Origin of the sequence: Klebsiella sp. GB_Kp047, assembly GCF_040065235.1 — a bacterium.
Lineage (GTDB): Bacteria > Pseudomonadota > Gammaproteobacteria > Enterobacterales > Enterobacteriaceae > Klebsiella > Klebsiella quasipneumoniae.
In genome coordinates this window covers 691,737-713,851 of the sequence record NZ_JBEAJG010000041.1, presented here as the reverse complement: position 1 = coordinate 713,851, position 22,115 = coordinate 691,737, and the positions used below count along the sequence as shown (strand labels likewise).

Annotated in this window: 19 protein-coding genes and 1 other annotated feature; of the genes, 12 read left to right on the top strand and 7 right to left on the bottom strand. The window is 58.4% G+C overall.

What is annotated here, in order from left to right:
* Together trpD and ABLV76_RS24080 are read right to left on the bottom strand one after the other, a co-directional pair.
* The gene (gene trpD / locus ABLV76_RS24085; RefSeq protein ID WP_135683090.1) at positions 1–1,596 is read right to left on the bottom strand and encodes a bifunctional anthranilate synthase glutamate amidotransferase component TrpG/anthranilate phosphoribosyltransferase TrpD; all 1,596 of its coding nucleotides are present in this window, start codon (positions 1,594–1,596) and stop codon (positions 1–3) included.
* A complete protein-coding gene (locus tag ABLV76_RS24080) occupies positions 1,596–3,158 on the bottom strand; it encodes an anthranilate synthase component 1 (protein WP_004203864.1) in 1,563 nt (520 codons plus the stop codon). Before ABLV76_RS24080 ends, trpD begins: the two co-directional genes overlap by 1 nt.
* 33 nt (positions 3,159–3,191) lie before the next feature.
* Positions 3,192–3,287, bottom strand: a sequence feature (Trp leader region).
* Positions 3,288–3,446: 159 nt separating this feature from the next.
* Here ABLV76_RS24080 and rnm point away from each other — a divergent pair.
* Both rnm and ABLV76_RS24070 read left to right on the top strand, forming a co-directional pair.
* The gene (rnm, locus tag ABLV76_RS24075; RefSeq protein ID WP_004203866.1) at positions 3,447–4,310 is read left to right on the top strand and encodes an RNase AM; all 864 of its coding nucleotides are present in this window, start codon (positions 3,447–3,449) and stop codon (positions 4,308–4,310) included.
* Between the two features lie 16 nt (positions 4,311–4,326).
* Complete coding sequence (locus ABLV76_RS24070) at positions 4,327–4,947, top strand: L-threonylcarbamoyladenylate synthase (protein WP_002901738.1); 621 nt, start codon at positions 4,327–4,329, stop codon at positions 4,945–4,947.
* Positions 4,948–4,968: 21 nt separating this feature from the next.
* Here ABLV76_RS24070 and ABLV76_RS24065 read toward each other — a convergent pair whose 3' ends face one another.
* Positions 4,969–5,877 carry a DMT family transporter gene (locus ABLV76_RS24065; RefSeq protein ID WP_064183095.1) on the bottom strand — a complete coding sequence of 303 codons (909 nt, stop codon included), beginning with the start codon at positions 5,875–5,877 and terminating at the stop codon, positions 4,969–4,971.
* A 111-nt stretch (positions 5,878–5,988) separates the two neighbouring features.
* Between ABLV76_RS24065 and gcvA the strand changes: the two genes are divergently transcribed.
* Positions 5,989–6,885 carry a transcriptional regulator GcvA gene (gene gcvA, locus ABLV76_RS24060; RefSeq protein ID WP_348878517.1) on the top strand — a complete coding sequence of 299 codons (897 nt, stop codon included), beginning with the start codon at positions 5,989–5,991 and terminating at the stop codon, positions 6,883–6,885.
* 287 nt (positions 6,886–7,172) lie between these two features.
* Entirely contained in the window at positions 7,173–8,075 is a 903-nt protein-coding gene (rluB, locus tag ABLV76_RS24055; protein WP_004203870.1) for a 23S rRNA pseudouridine(2605) synthase RluB, read from the top strand.
* 60 nt (positions 8,076–8,135) lie between these two features.
* On the opposite strand, the gene cobO is transcribed toward rluB, so the two are convergent.
* Both cobO and ABLV76_RS24045 read right to left on the bottom strand, forming a co-directional pair.
* Positions 8,136–8,726 (bottom strand): cob(I)yrinic acid a,c-diamide adenosyltransferase, encoded by a 591-nt coding sequence (gene cobO, locus ABLV76_RS24050; protein ID WP_064183097.1) that lies wholly within the window; start codon positions 8,724–8,726, stop codon positions 8,136–8,138.
* A complete protein-coding gene (locus ABLV76_RS24045) occupies positions 8,723–9,484 on the bottom strand; it encodes a YciK family oxidoreductase (RefSeq protein WP_064183098.1) in 762 nt (253 codons plus the stop codon). The genes cobO and ABLV76_RS24045 overlap by 4 nt, the downstream gene beginning before the upstream one ends.
* A 254-nt stretch (positions 9,485–9,738) precedes the next feature.
* On the opposite strand from ABLV76_RS24045, the gene sohB reads away from it, so the two are divergent.
* On the top strand, positions 9,739–10,785 hold the full coding sequence (gene sohB / locus ABLV76_RS24040; protein ID WP_004203873.1) for a protease SohB: 1,047 nt from the start codon (positions 9,739–9,741) through the stop codon (positions 10,783–10,785).
* Positions 10,786–10,847: 62 nt separating this feature from the next.
* On the opposite strand, the gene ABLV76_RS24035 is transcribed toward sohB, so the two are convergent.
* Positions 10,848–11,099, bottom strand: a complete 252-nt coding sequence (locus ABLV76_RS24035) for a YciN family protein (RefSeq protein ID WP_002901761.1) — start codon at positions 11,097–11,099, stop codon at positions 10,848–10,850.
* Between the two features lie 406 nt (positions 11,100–11,505).
* On the opposite strand from ABLV76_RS24035, the gene topA reads away from it, so the two are divergent.
* From topA to acnA, 4 genes are all read left to right on the top strand, one after another.
* Positions 11,506–14,103: a type I DNA topoisomerase gene (topA, locus tag ABLV76_RS24030; RefSeq protein WP_043521232.1), complete on the top strand. Its 2,598-nt coding sequence runs from the start codon at positions 11,506–11,508 to the stop codon at positions 14,101–14,103.
* Positions 14,104–14,446: 343 nt separating this feature from the next.
* Positions 14,447–15,421, top strand: a complete 975-nt coding sequence (cysB, locus tag ABLV76_RS24025) for an HTH-type transcriptional regulator CysB (RefSeq protein ID WP_004203875.1) — start codon at positions 14,447–14,449, stop codon at positions 15,419–15,421.
* Positions 15,422–15,666: 245 nt separating this feature from the next.
* Positions 15,667–15,834: a YmiA family putative membrane protein gene (locus ABLV76_RS24020; protein ID WP_017898677.1), complete on the top strand. Its 168-nt coding sequence runs from the start codon at positions 15,667–15,669 to the stop codon at positions 15,832–15,834.
* 389 nt (positions 15,835–16,223) lie between these two features.
* Positions 16,224–18,896, top strand: coding sequence for an aconitate hydratase AcnA (acnA, locus tag ABLV76_RS24015; RefSeq protein WP_048323907.1), 2,673 nt, complete (start codon positions 16,224–16,226; stop codon positions 18,894–18,896).
* Between the two features lie 47 nt (positions 18,897–18,943).
* Here acnA and ribA read toward each other — a convergent pair whose 3' ends face one another.
* Positions 18,944–19,546 (bottom strand): GTP cyclohydrolase II, encoded by a 603-nt coding sequence (gene ribA / locus ABLV76_RS24010; RefSeq protein ID WP_004203877.1) that lies wholly within the window; start codon positions 19,544–19,546, stop codon positions 18,944–18,946.
* A gap of 163 nt (positions 19,547–19,709) precedes the next feature.
* On the opposite strand from ribA, the gene pgpB reads away from it, so the two are divergent.
* The 3 genes from pgpB to lapB all read left to right on the top strand — a co-directional run bounded on the left by pgpB (position 19,710) and on the right by lapB (position 22,097).
* On the top strand, positions 19,710–20,477 hold the full coding sequence (gene pgpB / locus ABLV76_RS24005) for a phosphatidylglycerophosphatase B (protein WP_348878516.1): 768 nt from the start codon (positions 19,710–19,712) through the stop codon (positions 20,475–20,477).
* Between the two features lie 135 nt (positions 20,478–20,612).
* Positions 20,613–20,921: a LapA family protein gene (locus ABLV76_RS24000; RefSeq protein ID WP_002901780.1), complete on the top strand. Its 309-nt coding sequence runs from the start codon at positions 20,613–20,615 to the stop codon at positions 20,919–20,921.
* 6 nt (positions 20,922–20,927) lie between these two features.
* A complete protein-coding gene (gene lapB, locus ABLV76_RS23995; RefSeq protein WP_004203879.1) occupies positions 20,928–22,097 on the top strand; it encodes a lipopolysaccharide assembly protein LapB in 1,170 nt (389 codons plus the stop codon).
* Positions 22,098–22,115: the final 18 nt, after the last annotated feature.

Below are 22,115 nucleotides of genomic sequence, written 5' to 3'. Positions count from 1 at the left end.
TTACCCTCTTGCCGCTAAGGCGGTCACTCTGTCATAGGCCGCGCCGCTGTGCAGCACATCCAGTACCTGCTGAGCGTTAGCTTTCAGATCTTCATGCCCGTGTAAACGCATCAACATGGCGACGTTGGCGGCGACGGCGGCTTCGTGAGCGGCTTCACCTTTACCTTGTAGCAAGCGCGTCAGAATGTCACGGTTTTCTTCCGGCGTGCCGCCCGCCAGCTGCGCCTGATGGTAAGGCGTCAGGCCGAAATCGTCGGCGGTCAGCTGATAGCTTTTAATTTCCCCGTTATGCAGCTCGGCGACCACCGTGGGCGCATGCAGCGAGACTTCATCCATCCCGCCGCTGTGCACCACGGCAGCGCGCTGATAACCGAGTACGCGCAAGGTTTCCGCAATCGGCAACACCAGTTCCGGGCTGTAGACGCCAATCAGCGCCAGCGGCGGATGCGCCGGGTTGATCAGCGGCCCCAGCACGTTAAACAGGGTACGGGTCTTCAGCTGCTGACGGACCGGCATCGCGTGGCGGAAACCGGTGTGGTACTTCGGCGCGAACAGGAAGCAGACGCCCAGCTCATCGAGCGCCGCGCGGGATTTATCGGCGTTCATATCGAGATTAATGCCGAAGGCCGCCAGCAGGTCAGAAGAGCCTGATTTACTGGAAACGCTGCGGTTGCCGTGCTTCGCCACTTTCAATCCACAGGCGGCGGCGACAAACGCGCTGGCGGTGGAGATATTAATGCTGTTGCTGCCGTCGCCACCGGTGCCGACGATGTCGGCAAACAGGTAGTCCGGGCGCGGGAACGGCGCGGCGTTTTCCAGCAGCGCGGTGGCGGCGCCGGCAATTTCCTGCGGCTGCTCGCCGCGCACTTTCATACTGACCAGCGCGGCGGCCAGCTGTTCAGGCTTCACTTCGCCGCGCACGACGGCGGAGAACAGCTGGTGGCTCTCCTGCTGGCTCAGGGTTTCCCCCTGGTACAGCTTCTCAAGGATCGGCTGGAGGGTGTTGGTATGCTCCAGCTTCTGCAGCGCCCAGGCCAGGGTCTGCTCCAGCAGTCGCGCGCCCTGGGTGGTGAGGATCGATTCCGGGTGGAACTGGAAGCCGCACACCCGATCCGCATCGTGACGCACCGCCATCACCATGCCATTGAAATTGGCGTTAATCGTCAGCCCGGCGGGAATATTGCTGCCGACCAGCGAGTGGTAGCGCGCCACCGGCAGCGGGTTAGCCAGACCGGCAAACATCGCCTGGCCGTCGTGCTCAATGCTGGAGGCTTTGCCGTGAAGGATCTCGCCCGCCTGGCCGACATAGCCGCCGTAGGCTTCGACAATGGCCTGGTGGCCGAGGCAGATGCCGATGATCGGCAGCTTGCCCCGCATGCGGGTCAGCAATTCCGGCATGCAGCCGGCTTCGCTTGGCGTACCCGGGCCAGGGGAGAGCATCAGCACCGGATTGTCCATGGTGCCCAGACGCTCAATCAGCGCCTGCGCCGGAACGGAGTTACGGTAAATCACCACGTTATGGCCGTTGGCGCGCAGCTGGTCTGCCAGGTTATAGGTGAAAGAATCGATATTATCGAGCAGCAGAATGTCAGCCATCAGAAAATCTCCTTCGCGTGATGGGCCTGGGCAATGGCGCGCAGCACCGCGCGGGCTTTATTTCGGGTCTCATCCGCTTCCGACTGGGGAACCGAGTCGAGCACAATGCCGGCTCCGGCCTGGACGGTAGCGATACCCTCCTGCACGTAGGCGGAACGGATGACGATGCAGGTGTCGAGGTCGCCGTGGGCAGTGAAATAGCCCACCGCGCCGCCGTAGCTGCCGCGTCGTTTACCTTCGGCGGCGGCAATCAGCTGCATGGCGCGAACCTTCGGCGCGCCGCTGAGAGTGCCCATGTTCATGCAGGCGCGGTAAGCGTGCAGCACATCGAGATCCTGACGCAGTTCACCCACCACCCGGGAGACCAGATGCATCACGAAGGAGTAACGGTCAACCTTGGTTAAATCGGCGACATAGCGGCTGCCCGGGGTACAGATGCGGGCCAGATCGTTGCGCGCCAGGTCCACCAGCATCAGGTGCTCGGAAAGCTCTTTGTGATCGGTACGCATTTCCAGTTCGATACGGCTGTCGAGATCGCGATCCAGCGAACCGTCGGCGCGGCGGCCGCGCGGCCGGGTGCCGGCGATGGGGTAGATCTCAATCTGACGGCTGACGGCATCGTACTTCAGCGAGCTTTCCGGCGAGGCGCCGAACAGGGTGAAATCGTTGTCCTGCATAAAGAACATATACGGGCTGGGGTTGCTCTTCTTCAGCACATCATACGCGGCCAGCGGCGACGGGCAGGGCAGCGAGAAGCGGCGGGAAGGGACCACCTGGAAGATTTCCCCGGCGCGGATCGCGCGCTGCATTTTGCGCACCACCGCGCCGTACTCTTCATCGCTCTGGTCAACGTCGCAGCGCATTTCGGCCACGGTAGTGACCGGCAGCGGCGCCGGCGGCTCGTTCAGCTGCTGGCGCAGCTGGCTCAGGCGCTGCTCCAGGCGCTGTTTTTCACTCTCCAGCGGCGTGAACAGGCTCGCCTGGATGCGGGTATGCTTGGTCTGATGGTCGATGACCAGCAGGGTCTCCGCCAGATAGAAGCAGTAGTCCGGGCAGGCGGTGTCGCTCTGCAGGGGCGGCAGATCTTCAAAGCCGGCCACCAGGTCATAGGCGAACAGGCCGCCGAAGAACATCGCTTCACGCTCGTTGGCCGGGACGGTCACCAGCTCCTGCAGGAGACGGAAGGCGTCAAACACTGACAGCGAGCAGAGGCGGGCGTCTTCATCGAGCAGGGAACTGACTGCCGGGAAGGTCAGGATCCGGCCGTTGGGCTGGCGCTGATTGGCGATCCCGGAGGGCAGCGCGCCGTCCAGCAGCTCCAGCAGCGCGGCGCCGTTGGCGGAGAGGGCCTGAATGGTGACAGTGTCACCAAGAGCGGTGATGCGCAGCGCGCTGTCCACCAGCAGCAGGCTTTTTAAGTCATCTTTGCTGTCGATGTCAGCCGATTCCAGCAGCAGCGTGGCCGGACGGGCGCCGCACAGTTGGTGGAATAACGCCGTCGGGTTCTCCCGGTAGATGGCGTCGCTGGTGAGAAGCTCGAGTGCCGGTTTGGATGTTTGCATTATTGTTCTCGCCTGTTCGTATTATTTTTGTCCAATAAAAAGCCCGCTCATTGGCGGGCCGGGTATCTGTATGCTGAATGCAAAACGCGATCACGCCGCCCGTTATCAGGAGGTGCGCCACCAGCTGTGCAGAGTGATAAAGTGCATTTTCATCGTGATACCCCTTCATGTGAACTTGCGTACTAGTTAACTAGTTCAATGGAATAAAGTCAACCCTTGTTTGCAGATTTTCTCTGCCTGTCGGTATGATAATGCGCTTATTTACGTTGATGTCCAGCAGGAGTCCTTTTGAGCGACAGCCAATACGCAGTGATTTACGATCTGCACAGCCATACCACCGCCTCTGACGGGCGGCTGACTCCGCAGGAACTGGTCCATCGCGCCCATGAAATGCGCGTAGGCACGCTGGCGATCACCGACCATGACAGCGTGGCGGCGATCCCCGCGGCCCGGGAGGAGATCGCCCGCGCCGGATTACCCTTGACCCTGGTGAACGGCGTCGAGATTTCCACCCTCTGGGAGAATCACGAGATTCATATTGTGGGTCTCAATATTGATATTGCGCACCCTGCGATGACCGCCCTGCTGGAGGAGCAGAAAGCGCGGCGCCAGCAGCGCGGCCAGATGATTGCCGAGCGTCTGGAGAAGGCGCGCATCCCCGGCGCCTGGGAAGGGGCGCTGCGGCTGGCGGACGGTGGCGCCGTCACCCGCGGCCATTTTGCCCGTTTTCTGGTGGAGGCCGGCCACGCGAAGAACATGGCGGAGGTCTTCAAAAAATACCTTGCCCGCGGGAAAACCGGTTACGTGCCGCCGCAGTGGTGTACAATAAAACAAGCAATTGATGTCATTCATCATTCTGGCGGTAAGGCGGTGATAGCCCATCCCGGGCGTTACGATCTTTCCGCCAAGTGGCTTAAGCGGCTGTTGGCCCACTTCAGCGAGCAGGGCGGTGATGCCATGGAAGTGGCCCAGTGTCAGCAGGCGCCCCATGAACGCGCCCAGCTGGCCGCCCTGGCCGTGCAGTTTGGTCTTCTGGCGTCGCAGGGTTCCGATTTCCATCAGCCCTGCGCGTGGATCGAACTTGGCCGTAAGCTCTGGCTCCCTGCCGGCGTGGAAGGCGTCTGGCACAGCTGGGAAGCGGCCACCGAATAAAAATTGAGAGGGAAGTATGAGCCAGTTTTTTTATATCCATCCGGATAACCCGCAGGCGCGGTTGATTAACCAGGCGGTGGAGATTGTGCGTAAGGGCGGGGTGATCGTTTATCCTACCGACTCCGGCTACGCGCTGGGCTGCAAAATTGAAGACAAGGGCGCGATGGAGCGGATCTGCCGCATCCGTCAGCTGCCGGACGGCCACAACTTCACCCTGATGTGCCGCGATCTGTCCGAACTGTCAACCTACGCCTTTGTGGACAACGTGGCGTTTCGCCTGATGAAAAACAATACCCCGGGCAACTACACCTTTATCCTCAAAGGAACGAAAGAGGTACCGCGCCGGCTGCTGCAGGAGAAGCGTAAAACCATTGGTATGCGCGTCCCGTCCAACCCCATCGCTCAGGCGTTGCTTGAGACCTTAGGCGAACCGATGCTCTCTACCTCGCTGATGCTGCCCGGCAGCGACTTTACCGAATCCGACCCGGAAGAGATCAAAGATCGTCTGGAGAAAGTCGTGGACCTCATTATCCACGGCGGTTTCCTGGGGCAGCAGCCGACCACGGTTATCGACCTGACGGAAGATACCCCGGTGGTGCTGCGCGAAGGCGTGGGCGACGTGAGGCCGTTTCTCTGACACTACCTGCCGGGCGGTGCCTCATGCGCCGCCTGGTATCCTGTCTTTTCTCCCCGACGGCACGACCATCATCCACAGCGCCACGCAGACCAGCAGCGCGCCGAGAATTAACCCACTCTCCACAATCTCTCCAAGAAAAAGATAGCCCCACAGCACCGCAAAAGGCGGGATCAAAAAGGTCACGGACAGTGAACGCAGCGGTCCAATATCAGCGATCAGGCGGAAATAGAGGATATACCCTGCCGCCGTGCAGACGACACCCAGCATAAGCATTGCCATCCACGGCAGGCCCTGACCCCAGTCCACAGCCAGCCCATGCCCGCAGGACCAGAGAAAGAAGGGGCATAAAAACAGCGTGGCGCCGATTTGGCTGCCCAACGCGACGCGCTCCGCTTCGAGGCCGCCGCGCTGTTGGATCCAGCGGCGGGTCAGAAAGCCGGCCAGGCCATAGCAGGCGGTGGCGGTCAGACAGGCGCCGACGCCCGGCAGCAGCTGGGCGGCGCCGAGGCCGGTAGTCGGGCGCGCGATCACCGCCACGCCAATAGCGCCCAGCGCCGCGCCAGCGCCTTTGCGCAGGGTCAGCGGTTCCGCAAAGCAGAGTGCGCCAATCAGCACCCCCATCATCGGCGCCGTGGCGTTGAGCGTGGCGGAGTACCCTGCCGGTAGCCATTGCGCGGCAAGGCAGTACATCAGAAAAGGGAGGCCGGAATTGATGACCCCCAGCTTCAGAGTGGCGATGAATTTACCCTCATACCCGCCCCATTTTCCGCGCGCGCCGGCCAGCAACCCTAAAGCGACGGCGGCGAACAGCACGCGCAGAAAGGCGCTGTTTACCGCGCCGAAAGCCGGGGTGGTGATGCGCATAAACAGAAAGCTGGCACCCCAGAGGGCGGCAAGCAGCAGCAGGCGACCACAGTCGATAACACGCATGATTGACTCCTTGTGAACGGTAAGGAAGCTAACTGTAGAGCTCTCGTGCAATGGCCGACAAACGCGTTATGCTTACATGATTAAGTTTTTCTTAACTGAGGTTCTATAGCCATGAAACTCCCGCCGCTGAATGCGTTGCGCTGTTTTGAGGCGGCGGCGCGGCTGCTCAGCCTGAAGCTGGCCGCCAGTGAACTTTGCGTCACACCCAGCGCTGTCAGCCAGCAGATTGCCCGCCTGGAGGAGGCGCTGAATGTCCCGCTATTTATCCGTACCCCCCGACGGTTACAGTTAACGGAGGTGGGGGAGATCTACCTCCGGGCCGTGCAGCCCGCGTTTCATCAGATAGCTGCCGCCACCCGGCGTCTGCAGGTGCCCACGGGGCCGGAAAAAGTGACTGTCAGTTGTACCAGCGGCTTTGCTATTCAATGGCTGCTGCCGCGGCTGGCTGATTTTGAACGGCGCTATCCGCAGATAGAGATCCTGATCGGCACCACCAACCGGCGAGTGGATTTGCTGAGCGAAGAGATCGATTTTGCCGTGCGGCATGGCGTCGGGGGCTGGCCGGAACTGCAGGCTTATCGTCTGCTGGATGACGATCTGATGCCGGTCTGTAGTCCGCAGCTGATTGCTCCGCATCGGACCCTCGCCGATGCCAGCGAGCTGCTAGAGTATCCGCTGCTGCACGATGAACATCGTGAGGACTGGGCGTTGTGGTGCGAGGCCGTGGGGCTGGAAGCGCACCGCGCGCGCCGTGGCCCGGTGTTCACTGATTGCAACGGCGTAACGGAGGCGGCATTAGCCGGTATGGGGATGGCTTTACTGCGACGTTCATTCATAGCGCCAGCGCTGACGCAGGGGCGGCTGGTGAATCCTCTGGCGCAGCCCATCGCCTGTCCGCTGGCCTATCATCTGGTTTACCACGAGACCGCGCTGCTGGCCCCTGCCAACCGCTGTTTTCGTGACTGGCTGCTCGCCCAGCGCTCTGCCGTCGCGCAAGAGCAGGCGTAGCGCAGGGAGGCGCTCTCTGTCCGACTAAGACCAACACAGGTGAGGGTAGACAGGAGAATAAGGAAAATCTGTTCCATACTAAAGGCGCGGTGTGGCGAACAGAAGCTTTCCCGGCGAAGTTAGTGTAGTATGTTCGGCCACGAATACGGGCTCGCGGCGAATGTTTTGCGCATGCCGGCGAGACTTTACGTAAAAAGTATATACGTAACAATGAGTTGCTGATACAGGCCTCATTGTTTCATAAAGCATACCAGACGCCTGGGAAGGCGACACCTTAAGGAAGCTCAATGAGCGAGAAACTGCAAAAAGTGCTGGCCCGCGCCGGCCACGGCTCCCGCCGTGAAATTGAAGCGAAAATCGAAGCTGGCCGCGTCAGCGTCGACGGCAAAATCGCCACCCTCGGCGATCGTGTGGAAATTGTCCCTGGTTTAAAAATTCGTATCGATGGCCATCTGATCTCGGTGAAAGAGTCCGCTGAGCAGATCTGCCGCGTGCTGGCGTACTACAAGCCGGAAGGCGAACTGTGCACCCGTAACGATCCGGAAGGGCGCCCGACGGTGTTCGATCGTCTGCCTAAACTGCGCGGCGCGCGCTGGATTGCCGTTGGTCGTCTGGACGTCAACACCTGTGGCCTGTTGCTGTTCACCACCGACGGTGAACTGGCAAACCGCCTGATGCACCCGAGCCGTGAAGTCGAGCGTGAGTACGCCGTTCGCGTTTTCGGCCAGGTAGATGAAGATAAGCTGCGTCAGCTGTCTCGCGGCGTGCAGTTAGAAGATGGCCCGGCGGCGTTTAAAACCATTAAATTCACCGGCGGTGAAGGGATTAACCAGTGGTACAACGTCACCCTGACCGAAGGGCGTAACCGCGAAGTGCGTCGTCTGTGGGAAGCGGTCGGCGTGCAGGTCAGCCGCCTGATCCGCGTGCGCTATGGCGATATTCTGCTGCCGAAAGGCCTGCCGCGCGGCGGCTATACCGAGCTGGACCTGGCGCAGACCAACTACCTGCGCGAACTGGTGGAGCTCACTCCGGAAACCAGCTCCAAGGTCGCCGTTGAAAAAGATCGTCGCCGGTTGAAAGCCAATCAGATCCGCCGGGCGGTGAAGCGTCACAGCCAGACCAGCGCTAACCCGCGCCAGGGTAATAACAGCAACCGCCGTTCCAGTACCCGCAATAAGACCAACGGTTAATGTTGCGCGTTCCGGTGGTTTTGCGCCGGAACGCGGACTTCCTTTCGCCGTATCCGGTCCTCAGTAGTCAATCCCCATCTGCGCTTTAATGCCGGCATCAAAGGCATGTTTCACCGGGCGCAGCTCGCTGACGGTATCCGCCATTTCAATAATATCGCGATGACAGCCGCGGCCGGTGATGATCACCGACTGGTGGGCAGGACGCTCACTCAGAGCGCTCAGCACCGCCTCCAGCGGCAGGTAATCGTAGGCCACCATATAGGTCAGCTCGTCCAGCAGCACCAGATCGAGCTGGTCGTCGGCAAGCATACGGCGGGCATGCTCCCAAACCGCCAGACAGGCGGCGGTGTCGCTGTCGCGGTCCTGAGTGTTCCAGGTAAAGCCTGTCGCCATCACCTGAAATTCGACGCCGTGGGGCTCCAGCAGATTACGCTCGCCGTTAGGCCAGGTCCCCTTGATAAACTGGATCACGCCGACTTTTTTGCCGTGGCCGACGGCGCGGGTCGCGGTGCCAAAGGCGGCGGTAGTTTTTCCTTTGCCGTTGCCGGTAAAGACCATCACAATGCCGCGCTCGTCCTGGGCCGCCGCCACCCGGGCATCCACTTTATCTTTCAGCCGCTGCTGGCGTTCGCGGTAGCGTTCATCACTCATTGGGCAATTCCTGGTTTACGCCCCGGTTGGGCGTCGAAGGTCATTCCCGTCTTGCGACGACTGTCGTCGCCCATCAGCCACAGATAGACGGGCATAATGTCAGCGGGGGTTTTCAGTTTCAGCGGATCTTCCGTCGGGAACGCGCTGGCGCGCATGCCGGTGCGGGTGCCGCCGGGGTTGATACAGTTCACCCGCAGGTGGCGGCTTTGGTACTCGTCGGCCAGCACCTGCATCATCCCTTCGGTGGCGAATTTGGAGACGGCATAGGCGCCCCAGTTGGCGCGCCCCTGATGACCGACGCTGGATGAGGTAAAGACCAGCGAACCAGATTCGGAACGGAGTAATAAAGGAAGAAGCGCCTGGGTCAGCATAAAGGTGCCATTGACGTTCACCTGCATCACCTGCTGCCAGACCTCCGGTTTCTGTTCATCCATCGGGCAGATGTCGCCGAGCAAGCCAGCATTGTGCAGCACGCCGTCAAGGCGGGGATAGTGGATGCTGATCTGCTGCGCCAGCTGCTGGCAAGCCTGCGGCGTGCAGGTGAGCAGGTCGAGAGTAAACCAGCGGGGAGGAATACCGCCCTCACGCTCAATCTCCTCGGCGACGGCGCGCAGTTTGTCGTCGTTGCGACCCAGCAGGATAACGCTGGCGCTGTAGCGGGCGTAGGTCAGGGCCGCTTCACGACCAATTCCATCGCTGGCCCCGGTGACCAGAATGATGCGATCTTTCAGCAAGTGGCGTTGCGGTTGATAATGCACGGCGACTCCTTTGGCGATCGGCTCTCGATCGCGCTTCATCTTTGGTATCTCACTTTTGCGCTGTTATGCCTGAAAGCGCCCGCCATTGCAATCGGCGAAGCGGAAAGTATTCACAAAATTAATATCTTGCAACGATTTCAGCCTCGCTTAAAAAAACGGAATCCGCTGCGCAGAGGACACAAAGCACAAAGACTTCTCGCCAGGGGCTGATGTACACTGTGAAGCAACGTCAGTGCTTTACACAAGGTGAAAACGTGGAATTACTTGCTCAATATGGCTTATTTTTAGCCAAGATCGCGACCGTTGTCGTCGCTATCGCGGTGATTGCCGCTATTATCGTCAACCTGGCCCAGCGCAAGAAACAGCGCGGCGAGCTGCGGGTAACGAATCTTAGCGAGCATTATAAAGAGATGAAGGAATCGCTGGCGGTGGCCCTGCTGGACGGCCCGCAGCAGAAGCAGTGGCATAAGTCGCAGAAGAAAAAGCAAAAACAAGAGGCGAAGGCGGCGAAAGCGCGGGCGAAGCTGGGTAATACCGAGCCGGAAGGCAAGCCGCGCGCCTGGGTGCTGGATTTCAAAGGCAGTATGGATGCTCATGAAGTCACCAGCCTGCGGGAAGAGATCACCGCGGTGCTGGCGGCGGCGAAAGCGCGCGATCAGGTGGTGATTCGTCTGGAAAGCCCCGGCGGGGTGGTGCACGGCTACGGGCTTGCAGCCTCGCAGCTACAGCGCTTGCGCGACAAACAGATCCCGCTGACGGTGGCGGTCGACAAAGTGGCGGCCAGCGGCGGCTATATGATGGCCTGCGTGGCGAACAAAATTGTCTCGGCGCCGTTTGCGATCCTCGGCTCTATTGGCGTGGTGGCGCAGATCCCAAACCTGCACCGTTTCCTGAAGAACAAAGATATTGATATCGAACTGCATACCGCCGGACAGTACAAACGAACGCTCACGATGCTGGGTGAAAACACTGAAGAAGGACGGCGCAAGTTTCGCGAAGACCTTAATGAGACGCACCATTTGTTCAAGGATTTCGTCCAGCGGATGCGCCCGGGCCTTGATATTGAGCAGGTGGCCACTGGCGAGCACTGGTACGGGGTACAGGCGCTGGAAAAAGGGCTGGTGGATGCGGTTGAAACCAGTGATGAGCTGCTGCTGGGACTCATGGAGAGCCACGAGGTGATCGGAGTGCGTTATCAACAGCGTAAGAAAATGCTCGACCGCTTCACCGGTAGCGCGGCGGAGAGCGCCGATCGACTGCTGCTGCGCTGGTGGCAGCGCGGACAGAAGCCGCTGATATAGATGATAAAACGCGAGGCTCTGCCTCGCGTTCTCATTTAGGGCGGTCTTAATCTCCGCCGGTCTTAATCGACCAGGTGATATTTGTCCGACAGCTCATGGGCGAGGTACTTAAACATATTAAATACCGCTGTACTCTTCGGCGTCGGCAGACCCTGCTCATCAAGATAAAACTCACCGCTAAACACCAGGACATTGTTGCGCTGAACGACGTCGGTAGCTTCGATACCGGCTAACGTATCCTCATGTTCGCGAATAAGTTTGTTGGCTTTTTCGAGCAGCGTCTGGCGATCGATTGGTTGGGTTGTACCTTGCATAACGGACTCCTCTTTTTCTCCACGCGTAGTTTACGCCGCGCGGCGGCGCGGGGCAAATTTTCCATGGACAAAACAGGGGTAATCGTAACCAGTGGAGAAACAGCCGTTTACTGGCGTGATTCGCTTTTGCATGCTAATAAAGTTGCGTAACGAATTTTATCAGGTACAGTGTGACGCTTTCGGCGATCTGGCAACAGATTTGCTTGACATTCGGCCAAAAATTCTTCGTGCTATGTCACCTGACGAAAAAAGGTCAGTAAACTCAAGCGCCTGGTTTTACGGAGATGAAACAGGTGTTCTGGGTTGATATTCACCGACGGTGCCGCAACATATGAGGCAGTCGCCAGTGGAGGGTGTATGAATGTGCGATGTATTCCTGGATGAATCAAATTAGGTAAAGGTGAATATGGGTAAAGCTCTCGTTATCGTTGAGTCCCCGGCAAAAGCCAAAACGATCAATAAGTATCTGGGTAATGACTACGTGGTGAAATCCAGCGTCGGTCATATCCGCGATTTGCCGACCAGTGGATCAGCTTCCAAAAAGAGCACCGACTCTACCGCCACCAAAGGGGCTAAAAAGCCTAAAAAGGACGAACGTGGTGCTCTGGTTAACCGCATGGGCGTGGACCCATGGCATGACTGGAATGCGCACTATGAAGTACTTCCGGGTAAAGAAAAGGTAGTTTCAGAACTCAAACAGTTGGCGGAAAAAGCTGACCACATCTATCTCGCAACCGACCTTGACCGCGAAGGGGAAGCCATTGCCTGGCACCTGCGGGAAGTTATCGGCGGCGATGAACAGCGTTACAGCCGCGTGGTGTTCAATGAGATCACCAAAAACGCCATTCGTCAGGCTTTCGAAAAGCCGGGCGAACTGAATATCGATCGGGTTAACGCCCAGCAGGCGCGTCGCTTTATGGACCGCGTGGTGGGTTATATGGTTTCGCCGTTGCTGTGGAAAAAAATCGCCCGTGGTCTTTCTGCCGGGCGCGTACAGTCCGTCGCGGTCCGCCTGGTGGTGGAGCGTGAGCGTGAAATCAAAGCATTCGTCCCGGAAGAATACTGGGAAGTTGATGCCAGCACCACCACGCCGGGCGGCGACGCGCTGCCGCTGCAGGTGACCCATAAGGACGATAAGCCGTTCCGCCCGGTCAGCCGCGATGAGACCATGGCGGCGGTATCGCTGCTGGAAAAAGCCAGCTACAGCGTACTGGAGCGGGAAGACAAGCCGACCAGCAGCAAGCCGGGCGCGCCGTTCATCACCTCCACCCTGCAGCAGGCGGCCAGCACCCGTCTCGGCTTCGGCGTGAAAAAGACCATGATGATGGCTCAGCGCCTCTATGAGGCGGGGCACATCACCTATATGCGTACCGACTCCACCAACCTGAGTCAGGATGCGCTGAACATGGTTCGCGGCTACATCAGCGACAAGTTTGGTAAAAAATATCTGCCGGAAAGCGCCAATCAGTACGCCAGCAAAGAAAACTCACAAGAAGCACACGAAGCGATTCGTCCGTCTGATGTGAACGTGCTGGCGGAAACGCTGAAAGATATGGAAGCGGATGCGCAGAAGCTGTATCAGCTGATCTGGCGCCAGTTTGTCGCCTGTCAGATGACGCCGGCGCAGTACGACTCCACGACGCTGACCGTGGCGGCGGGCGATTACAAACTGAAAGCGCGCGGTCGTACCTTACGCTTTGACGGCTGGACCAAAGTGATGCCGGCCCTGCGCAAGGGCGATGAGGACCGGACTCTGCCGCTGGTCAAACAGGGCGACCAGCTGAGCCTGGTCGAGCTGACGCCTGCCCAGCACTTTACCAAACCGCCGGCTCGCTTCAGCGAAGCCTCGCTGGTTAAAGAGCTGGAAAAACGCGGTATCGGTCGTCCGTCCACCTATGCCTCGATTATCTCCACCATTCAGGATCGTGGTTACGTGCGAGTGGAAAACCGTCGTTTCTACGCGGAGAAAATGGGCGAGATCGTCACCGACCGACTGGAAGAGAACTTCCGCGATTTAATGAACTACGACTTCACCGCGCAGATGGAAGATCGTCTCGATCAGGTGGCTAACCACCAGGCCGAGTGGAAAGAAGTGCTGAACCACTTCTTTGGCGATTTTACCGCCCAGCTGGAGACGGCGGAGAAAGATCCGGAAGAGGGCGGCATGCAGCCGAACCCGATGGTGCTCACCAGTATCGACTGTCCAACCTGCGGCCGTAAAATGGGCATCCGTACCGCCAGCACCGGCGTTTTCCTCGGCTGTTCGGGCTATGCCCTGTCGCCGAAAGAGCGCTGCAAAACCACCATTAACCTGGTGCCGGAAAACGAAGTCCTCAACGTGCTGGAAGGCGATGACGCCGAAACTAACGCGCTGCGCGCCAAACGCCGCTGCCAGAAGTGCGGTACGGCGATGGACAGCTACCTTATCGATCCCAAGCGTAAACTGCACGTCTGCGGTAACAACCCGACCTGCGATGGCTATGAGATTGAAGAGGGCGAGTTCCGCATCAAGGGCTATGACGGTCCGGTAGTGGAGTGCGAGAAGTGCGGCTCCGAGATGCACCTGAAGATGGGGCGTTTTGGGAAGTACATGGCTTGTACCAACGACGAGTGTAAGAATACGCGTAAGATCCTGCGCAATGGCGAAGTGGCGCCGCCGAAGGAAGATCCGGTGCCGCTCCCGGAGCTGCCGTGCGAGAAGTCTGACGCCTATTTCGTGCTGCGTGACGGGGCCGCGGGCGTCTTCCTGGCGGCAAACACCTTCCCGAAATCACGGGAAACGCGTGCGCCGCTGGTGGAAGAGCTGTACCGCTTCCGCGACCGTCTGCCGGAAAAACTGCGTTATCTCGCCGATGCGCCGCAGCAGGATCCGGAAGGCAATAAAACGCTGGTGCGCTTTAGCCGTAAAACGAAGCAGCAGTATGTGGCGTCCGAAAAAGAGGGCAAAGCGACCGGCTGGTCAGCCTTCTTTATCGACGGCAAATGGACGGAAGCTAAAAAGTAACTGACCATTATCAGGCAGGAAAAGGGCGCTTTTCCTGCTCTGGCGGCCGGCAGGGGCCATGGATGCCTCTGCCGTGTCGTTTTCCTTTCTCTCCGCGCTTTCCGCCCCCTTATAACCACCTATATTATTTTTCGTTACCGGCTATACACTGTTGGTATAAATGATATAGTGGTTATAGTTAATGCCTTTTTTATTATTAAAACGTCTTATACATCATCGCTTTCAGGATGCGTTGCGGCGCCACTATGGCCAACTGCCGGGAGGCCTGGCCTTCACAGGCGACAAGTTGCCTGAACGTAAAGTGTATTAAGCGGCTTCATTTTACGCGCAAACGGATATCAGCATGAAACTACAACAGCTTCGCTACATCGTTGAGGTGGTTAACCATAACCTGAATGTTTCATCCACCGCCGAAGGGCTTTATACCTCCCAGCCAGGCATCAGTAAGCAGGTGCGTATGCTGGAAGATGAGCTCGGCATCCAGATCTTTGCCCGCAGCGGCAAGCATTTGACTCAGGTGACCCCTGCCGGGCAGGAGATCATCCGTATTGCCCGCGAGGTGTTGTCAAAAGTCGATGCCATCAAATCTGTCGCCGGGGAGCATACCTGGCCGGACAAGGGGTCGCTGTATGTGGCGACCACCCATACCCAGGCGCGCTATGCCTTGCCGGGGGTGATCAAGGGCTTTATTGAACGCTATCCGCGGGTGTCGCTGCATATGCATCAGGGTTCGCCAACCCAGATCGCTGAAGCCGTGTCGAAAGGCAACGCCGACTTCGCTATTGCTACTGAAGCGCTGCATCTGTATGACGATTTGGTGATGCTGCCATGCTATCACTGGAACCGGTCGATCGTGGTGACGCCGGAGCATCCTCTGGCCTCCAGGGGCTCGGTGTCAATTGAAGAGCTGGCGCAGTATCCGCTGGTAACCTATACCTTTGGCTTCACCGGCCGTTCGGAACTGGATACCGCGTTTAACCGTGCGGGCCTGACGCCGCGCATTGTTTTTACCGCCACCGATGCCGATGTCATCAAAACCTATGTTCGCCTGGGACTCGGGGTAGGGGTGATTGCCAGTATGGCGGTGGATCCGGTCTCCGATCCGGACCTGGTGAAGCTGGATGCGAACGGTATCTTCAGCCACAGCACCACTAAAATAGGCTTCCGCCGTAGCACTTTCTTACGAAGCTACATGTATGATTTTATTCAACGTTTTGCACCCCATTTGACCCGGGATGTGGTGGATACCGCGGTGGCCTTGCGGTCGAATGAAGATATTGAAGCGATGTTCAAAGATATAAAACTACCGGAAAAATAACCCTGTAAAAAATAATGGCATTCCCTGTGGGGAGTGCCATTAACTAGCATGGTCTTTATTTAACAACTTAAACCTCGAACCAATCACAAAATTAATAATTTCTCGCAACACGTTTGTCATTATGCCCACCGCGATCAAATAACCGGTTAAATATATTCCATAAGACTTAATTTAGCTGGATTAATCTTTTATCCATAATTAAGATTTATCTGTACCTGATGATTTGAGCAATTGGTGGTGACAATATGATAAGTAATCTCGATTACATGAAACTGGCGATGTCATACGAAAATGACAAAACCGAAATCGATCCCGTTCTGCGTAGTCGCGTATGGGGCGTAGTGTTGGTAGGGCTGGCGATGTTCTGGAGTATCATCGCGCTCACCATCTGCAACATCTGGATTGTCAGCTAAAGCTGTAGGTCATCGTTGTAGATACATGTCATTTTTATGACAGTGAAAGGAAACTGTAATATAAAATCAGTGACCGGCAATACAGGGAGAATATATTTTGCCGTGGGATTCATCCAACCTGAAATCAATCACAAGAGCTAATCAGCCAACAGGCAATGATTAGCTCTTTTTTTGTCCTCGTGTACTAATACAATATCGCTTAAACGACTCCTCTGCACTATTTTGGTGCTATTTCCTCTGCGCTCTGATAATTGCCTTTTTATCCCTCTCCGTCCTATCGCATTTAGCAATTTGGGTTGTTATCAAAGTGTTATGCCCAGCATGTGTTATCTTTAATGGAGACCCTGAGGAGAATCGGGGTATGCCATCCCTGAGATAAAGGAGGAGCTATGTCGTCAACCCTACGAGAAGCCAGTAAGGACACGCTGCAGGTCAATGAGAAAACCTGGCATTACTACAGTCTGCCGCTGGCGGAGAAGCAGCTGGGCGATATCAGTCGACTGCCCAAGTCGCTGAAGGTGCTGATGGAGAACCTGTTGCGCTGGCAGGACGGTGACTCGGTAACTGAAGAAGATATTCGTGCCCTTGCCGGTTGGCTGAAAAAGGCCCATGCCGACCGGGAGATCGCCTACCGTCCGGCTCGCGTCCTGATGCAGGACTTTACCGGCGTGCCGGCGGTAGTGGATCTGGCCGCCATGCGCGAGGCGGTGAAACGCCTGGGCGGGGATACCGCGAAGGTGAACCCGCTTTCGCCGGTCGACCTGGTGATCGACCACTCGGTGACCGTCGACCGCTTCGGCGACGACGAGGCCTTCGAAGACAACGTCCGCCTGGAAATGGAGCGGAACCACGAACGCTATGCATTTTTGCGTTGGGGGCAGCAGGCCTTCAGCCGCTTCAGCGTGGTGCCGCCGGGCACAGGGATTTGCCACCAGGTCAACCTGGAATATCTCGGACGGGCGGTGTGGAGCGAAGAGGTGAACGGGAAGTGGATGGCGTGGCCGGATACCCTGGTGGGCACCGACTCCCATACCACCATGATTAACGGGCTCGGCGTGCTGGGCTGGGGCGTGGGCGGGATTGAAGCGGAAGCCGCCATGCTCGGCCAGCCGGTGTCGATGCTGATCCCGGATGTGGTCGGCTTTAAGCTCAGCGGCAAATTGCGCGAAGGCATTACCGCTACTGACCTGGTGCTGACGGTCACCCAGATGCTGCGCCAGCACGGCGTGGTCGGAAAATTTGTCGAGTTCTACGGTGACGGTCTGGATACCTTGCCCTTGGCCGATCGCGCTACCATCGCCAACATGGCGCCAGAGTATGGCGCCACCTGCGGTTTCTTCCCGATCGATGACGTGACGCTCAGCTATATGCGTCTCAGCGGACGTAGCGAAGAACAGGTAGCGCTGGTGGAAGCTTATGCCAAAGCGCAGGGCATGTGGCGCTACCCGGGCGATGAGCCGGTCTTTACTAGTACCCTGGCGCTGGATATGGGCAGCGTTGAAGCGAGCCTCGCCGGGCCGAAGCGGCCGCAGGATCGTGTGGCGCTCGGCGATGTGCCGAAAGCCTTTGCCGCCAGCGGTGAGCTGGAGGTTAACCACCTTCAGCGTCAGCGCCAGCCGGTGGCGTATACGCTGAACGGGCATCACTATTCGCTGCCGGATGGCGCGGTGGCCATTGCGGCGATCACCTCCTGTACCAACACCTCCAACCCCAGCGTGCTGATGGCCGCTGGCCTGCTGGCGAAAAAAGCCGTCGAACGCGGCCTGCAGCCGCAGCCGTGGGTGAAAGCTTCCCTGGCCCCTGGCTCGAAAGTGGTGTCGGATTATCTGGCCCATGCCGGCCTGACGCCTTACCTCGACCAGCTCGGCTTCAATCTGGTGGGGTATGGCTGTACCACCTGTATCGGTAACTCCGGTCCGCTGCCGGAACCTATTGAAGAAGCAATCAAAAAAGGCGACCTCACCGTCGGGGCGGTGCTCTCCGGCAACCGTAACTTCGAAGGGCGTATCCACCCGCTGGTGAAAACCAACTGGCTGGCCTCGCCGCCGCTGGTGGTCGCTTACGCGCTGGCGGGGAACATGAACATCGATCTCACCCGCGAGCCGCTGGGGCAGGGCAGCGACGGTGAGCCGGTCTATCTGAAAGATATCTGGCCGAGCGGGGAGGAGATTGCCCGGGCGGTGGAACAGGTCTCCACGGAGATGTTCCGCAAAGAGTACGCGGAAGTGTTTTCCGGTACTGAGGAGTGGAGGGCGATCAAGGTGGAGGCGTCAGATACCTACGACTGGCAGGAAGATTCGACCTACATTCGCCTGTCGCCGTTCTTTGACGAGATGGGCGTCGAGCCGCTGCCGGTGGAGGATATTCACGGCGCTCGGATCCTCGCCATGCTGGGCGATTCAGTGACCACTGACCACATTTCGCCGGCAGGAAGCATCAAAGCCGATAGTCCGGCAGGCCGCTATCTGCAGGAGCATGGGGTTGCCCGGCGCGACTTTAACTCCTACGGCTCCCGTCGCGGTAACCATGAGGTGATGATGCGCGGCACCTTCGCCAATATCCGCATCCGCAACGAAATGGTGCCGGGGGTGGAAGGGGGGATGACCCGCCATCTGCCGGACCGCGAACCGGTGGCGATATACGATGCGGCGATGCTGTATAAAGCCGAGGGGATACCGCTGGCGGTGATTGCCGGTAAGGAGTATGGCTCGGGTTCCAGCCGCGACTGGGCGGCGAAGGGGCCGCGCCTGCTGGGGATCCGGGTAGTGATCGCCGAGTCCTTCGAACGTATTCACCGCTCCAACCTGATCGGGATGGGTATTCTGCCGCTGGAGTTCCCGCAGGGCGTCACCCGTAAAACGCTACAGTTGACCGGTGAAGAGCGGATTGATGTCAGTAATCTGCAGTCGCTACAGCCTGGCGCCACGGTGCCGGTGACCCTCACCCGCGCTGACGGCTCGCAGGAGGTGATCGCCTGCCGGTGCCGTATCGACACGGCGACCGAGCTCACCTACTACCGCAACGACGGCATCTTGCACTACGTCATCCGCAATATGCTGTAAAACGAAGGGCCAGCATCGCTGGCCCTCTCTTTACTCTGTCGCCGGTATTATTCCGCCGGCTTGCTGTTGAGCAGGTGGCCCATCTTGGCGGCTTTGGTGTCGAGATAGTGGGCGTTTTTCGGGTTGCGTCCGACGATCAGCGGCACGCGCTCCACAATGTTAATCCCGGCTTCGCTGAGGATTTCCACTTTTTTCGGGTTATTGGTTAACAGTCGCACCTGCTCTACGTTGAGCAGTTTGAACATATCGGCGCACAGGGTGAAGTCGCGTTCATCGGCGGCGAAGCCAAGCTGATGGTTCGCTTCGACAGTGTCATACCCCTGATCCTGCAGCGCGTAGGCGCGGATCTTATTCAATAAACCAATGTTGCGACCTTCCTGACGATGATAGAGCAGGATCCCCCGGCCTTCTTCGGCGATATGCGACAGGGCCGCCTCCAGCTGAAAGCCGCAATCACAGCGCAGGCTAAACAGGGCATCGCCCGTCAGACACTCTGAATGAACGCGGGCGAGCACCGGCGCCTGCCCTGAGATATCGCCGTACACCAGCGCGACATGATCCTGTCCGGTTGCCAGTTCTTCAAAACCCACCATCAGGAAATCGCCCCAGGGGGTTGGCAGTTTGGCTTCTGCCACACGTTTAAGCTGCATGTGATTCTCCAGATTCTGTCAGCACCTGAATGTGCTTTCTGTTTACCGCTATTTTGCCACAACGCCGGGACGTTCTCCTAATCGCGAACGGTTAGCCGCGCGGAAAGCGCACAAACGATCTACTTTCCGCTATGATGTTCATCTACAAGGAGAAGGAGAGAAAATGCTGTTGATTGCCCGACGAACCGCTCTTGCGGCGGCGCTGCTGCTGGTCATGCCCCTCACTGTCTGGCTGTCTGGTTGGCTGTGGCAGCCAGGACTACCGGTGGCATGGCTGAAAAGCCTCTGGTGGGTGACGGAAACGGTGACCCAGCCGTGGGGAATCATCACCCATGTTGTGCTGTGCGCCTGGTTTCTCTGGTGCCTGCGCTTTCGCCTGCGCGCGGCGCTGATCCTGTTCCTCATTCTTGCCGCCGCCATCCTGGTGGGACAGGGGGCCAAATCCTGGGTCAAGGCGCGGGTTCAGGAGCCGAGACCGTTTGTCATCTGGCTGGAAAACACAAGGCAGGTGCCGGTGACGCAATTCTACGCGTTAAAGCGCAAAGAACGCGCTAAACTGGTGCATGAGCAGCTGGCGCAGGCGCAGGACATCCCGCCGTTTTTACGCAAACACTGGCAGAAAGAGACCGGGTTTGCCTTCCCGTCAGGCCATACGATGTTCGCCGCCAGCTGGGCGCTGCTCGCTGCCGGGCTGTTGTGGCCGCGTCGGCGCTGGGGCACGATCGCGGTGCTGCTGGCGTGGGCGACGGCAGTGATGGGCAGTCGCCTGGCGCTCGGCATGCACTGGCCGCTGGATCTTATTGTCGCTACGTTGATTTCCTGGGTGCTGGTCACGGTGGCCTGCTGGCTGACGCAGCGTCTTTGCGGGCCGCTCTCGCCGCCGGGGGAAGAGGCGCAGAATATTAAAAAACGGATGCCTGAAGCGGAATAATGTTGATTTTAGCGGCATCCGACCGCATATCCTGTAGAGTTGCCGTGCTTTTTCGTTCCACCGCTGCGGCGAAAATGATACTTTATAGGGCTGAAAGCGGGCTTTTTTCGCGCAACCCACAGAACGGGAAGTCATGTGAAATATTTACTCATTTTCTTACTGGTGTTAGCAATCTTCGTCATTTCAGTGACGCTGGGGGCGCAGAATGACCAACAGGTCACTTTCAACTATTTGCTCGCTCAGGGTGAATTCCGCATTTCGACGCTGCTGGCGGTGCTGTTTGCCGCAGGCTTTGCCATCGGCTGGCTGATCTGCGGCCTGTTCTGGCTGCGGGTGCGCGTCTCGCTGGCGCGCGCGGAGCGGAAAATTAAGCGCCTTGAGCACCAGATTGCCCCTGTCAGCCCGGCGGCTGTCGACGCAGGCGTGCCTGCGGTGAAGGAATAACCTCTTATGCTGGAGTTGTTGTTTCTGCTTTTACCCGTTGCCGCCGCCTACGGCTGGTACATGGGGCGCAGAAGTGCACAACAGTCCAAACAGGACGACGCGAGCCGCCTGTCACGGGATTACGTGGCGGGGGTGAACTTCCTGCTTAGCAACCAGCAGGATAAAGCCGTCGATCTGTTCCTTGATATGCTGAAAGAGGATACCGGTACCGTTGAGGCCCACCTGACGCTCGGCAACCTGTTCCGCTCGCGCGGTGAGGTCGACCGCGCGATCCGTATCCACCAGAGTCTGATGGAAAGCGCATCGTTAACCTACGATCAGCGCCTGTTGGCCGTCCAGCAGCTGGGGCGCGACTATATGGCCGCCGGGCTGTATGACCGTGCGGAAGACATGTTCAAACAGCTGGTGGATGAGACTGATTTTCGCCTCGGCGCGCTGCAGCAACTGTTGCAGATCTACCAGGCGACCAGCGACTGGCAGTCTGCGATTGAGGTGGCTGAGCGGCTGGTGAAGCTGGGCAAAGAGAAGCATCGTGGCGAAATCGCCAACTTCTGGTGCGAACTGGCCCTGCAGCAGATGGCGGCCAACGATCTGGATAAGGCGATGGCGCTGTTGAAGAAAGGCGCCGCCGCGGACCGCAACAGCGCCCGGGTGTCGATCATGATGGGTCGGGTGTGGATGGAGAAGGGCGACTACGCCAAAGCGGTGGAAAGCCTCGAGCGGGTTATCGATCAGGATAAAGAGCTGGTGGGTGAGACGCTGGAGATGCTGCAGACCTGCTATCAGCAGCTCGGCAAAGCCGATGAATGGGAAGTTTTCCTGCGCCGCTGCGTGGAGGAGAACGCCGGGGCGACCGCCGAACTGATGCTGGCACAGATCCTTGAGCAGCGGGAAGGGGTCGAAGCGGCGCAAAACTACGTGACCCGGCAGCTGGAACGCCATCCCACCATGCGCGTCTTCCATAAGCTGATGGACTACCATCTCAATGAAGCGGAAGAAGGACGGGCGAAAGAAAGTCTTGGGGTGCTGCGAAACATGGTCGGCGAACAGGTGCGTAGCAAACCGCGCTACCGTTGCCAGAAATGCGGCTTTACCGCTCATACTCTCTACTGGCATTGTCCGTCCTGCCGCTCCTGGGCGACCATCAAACCTATTCGCGGCCTCGACGGCCAGTAAGGTCAAAAAAACAGACGC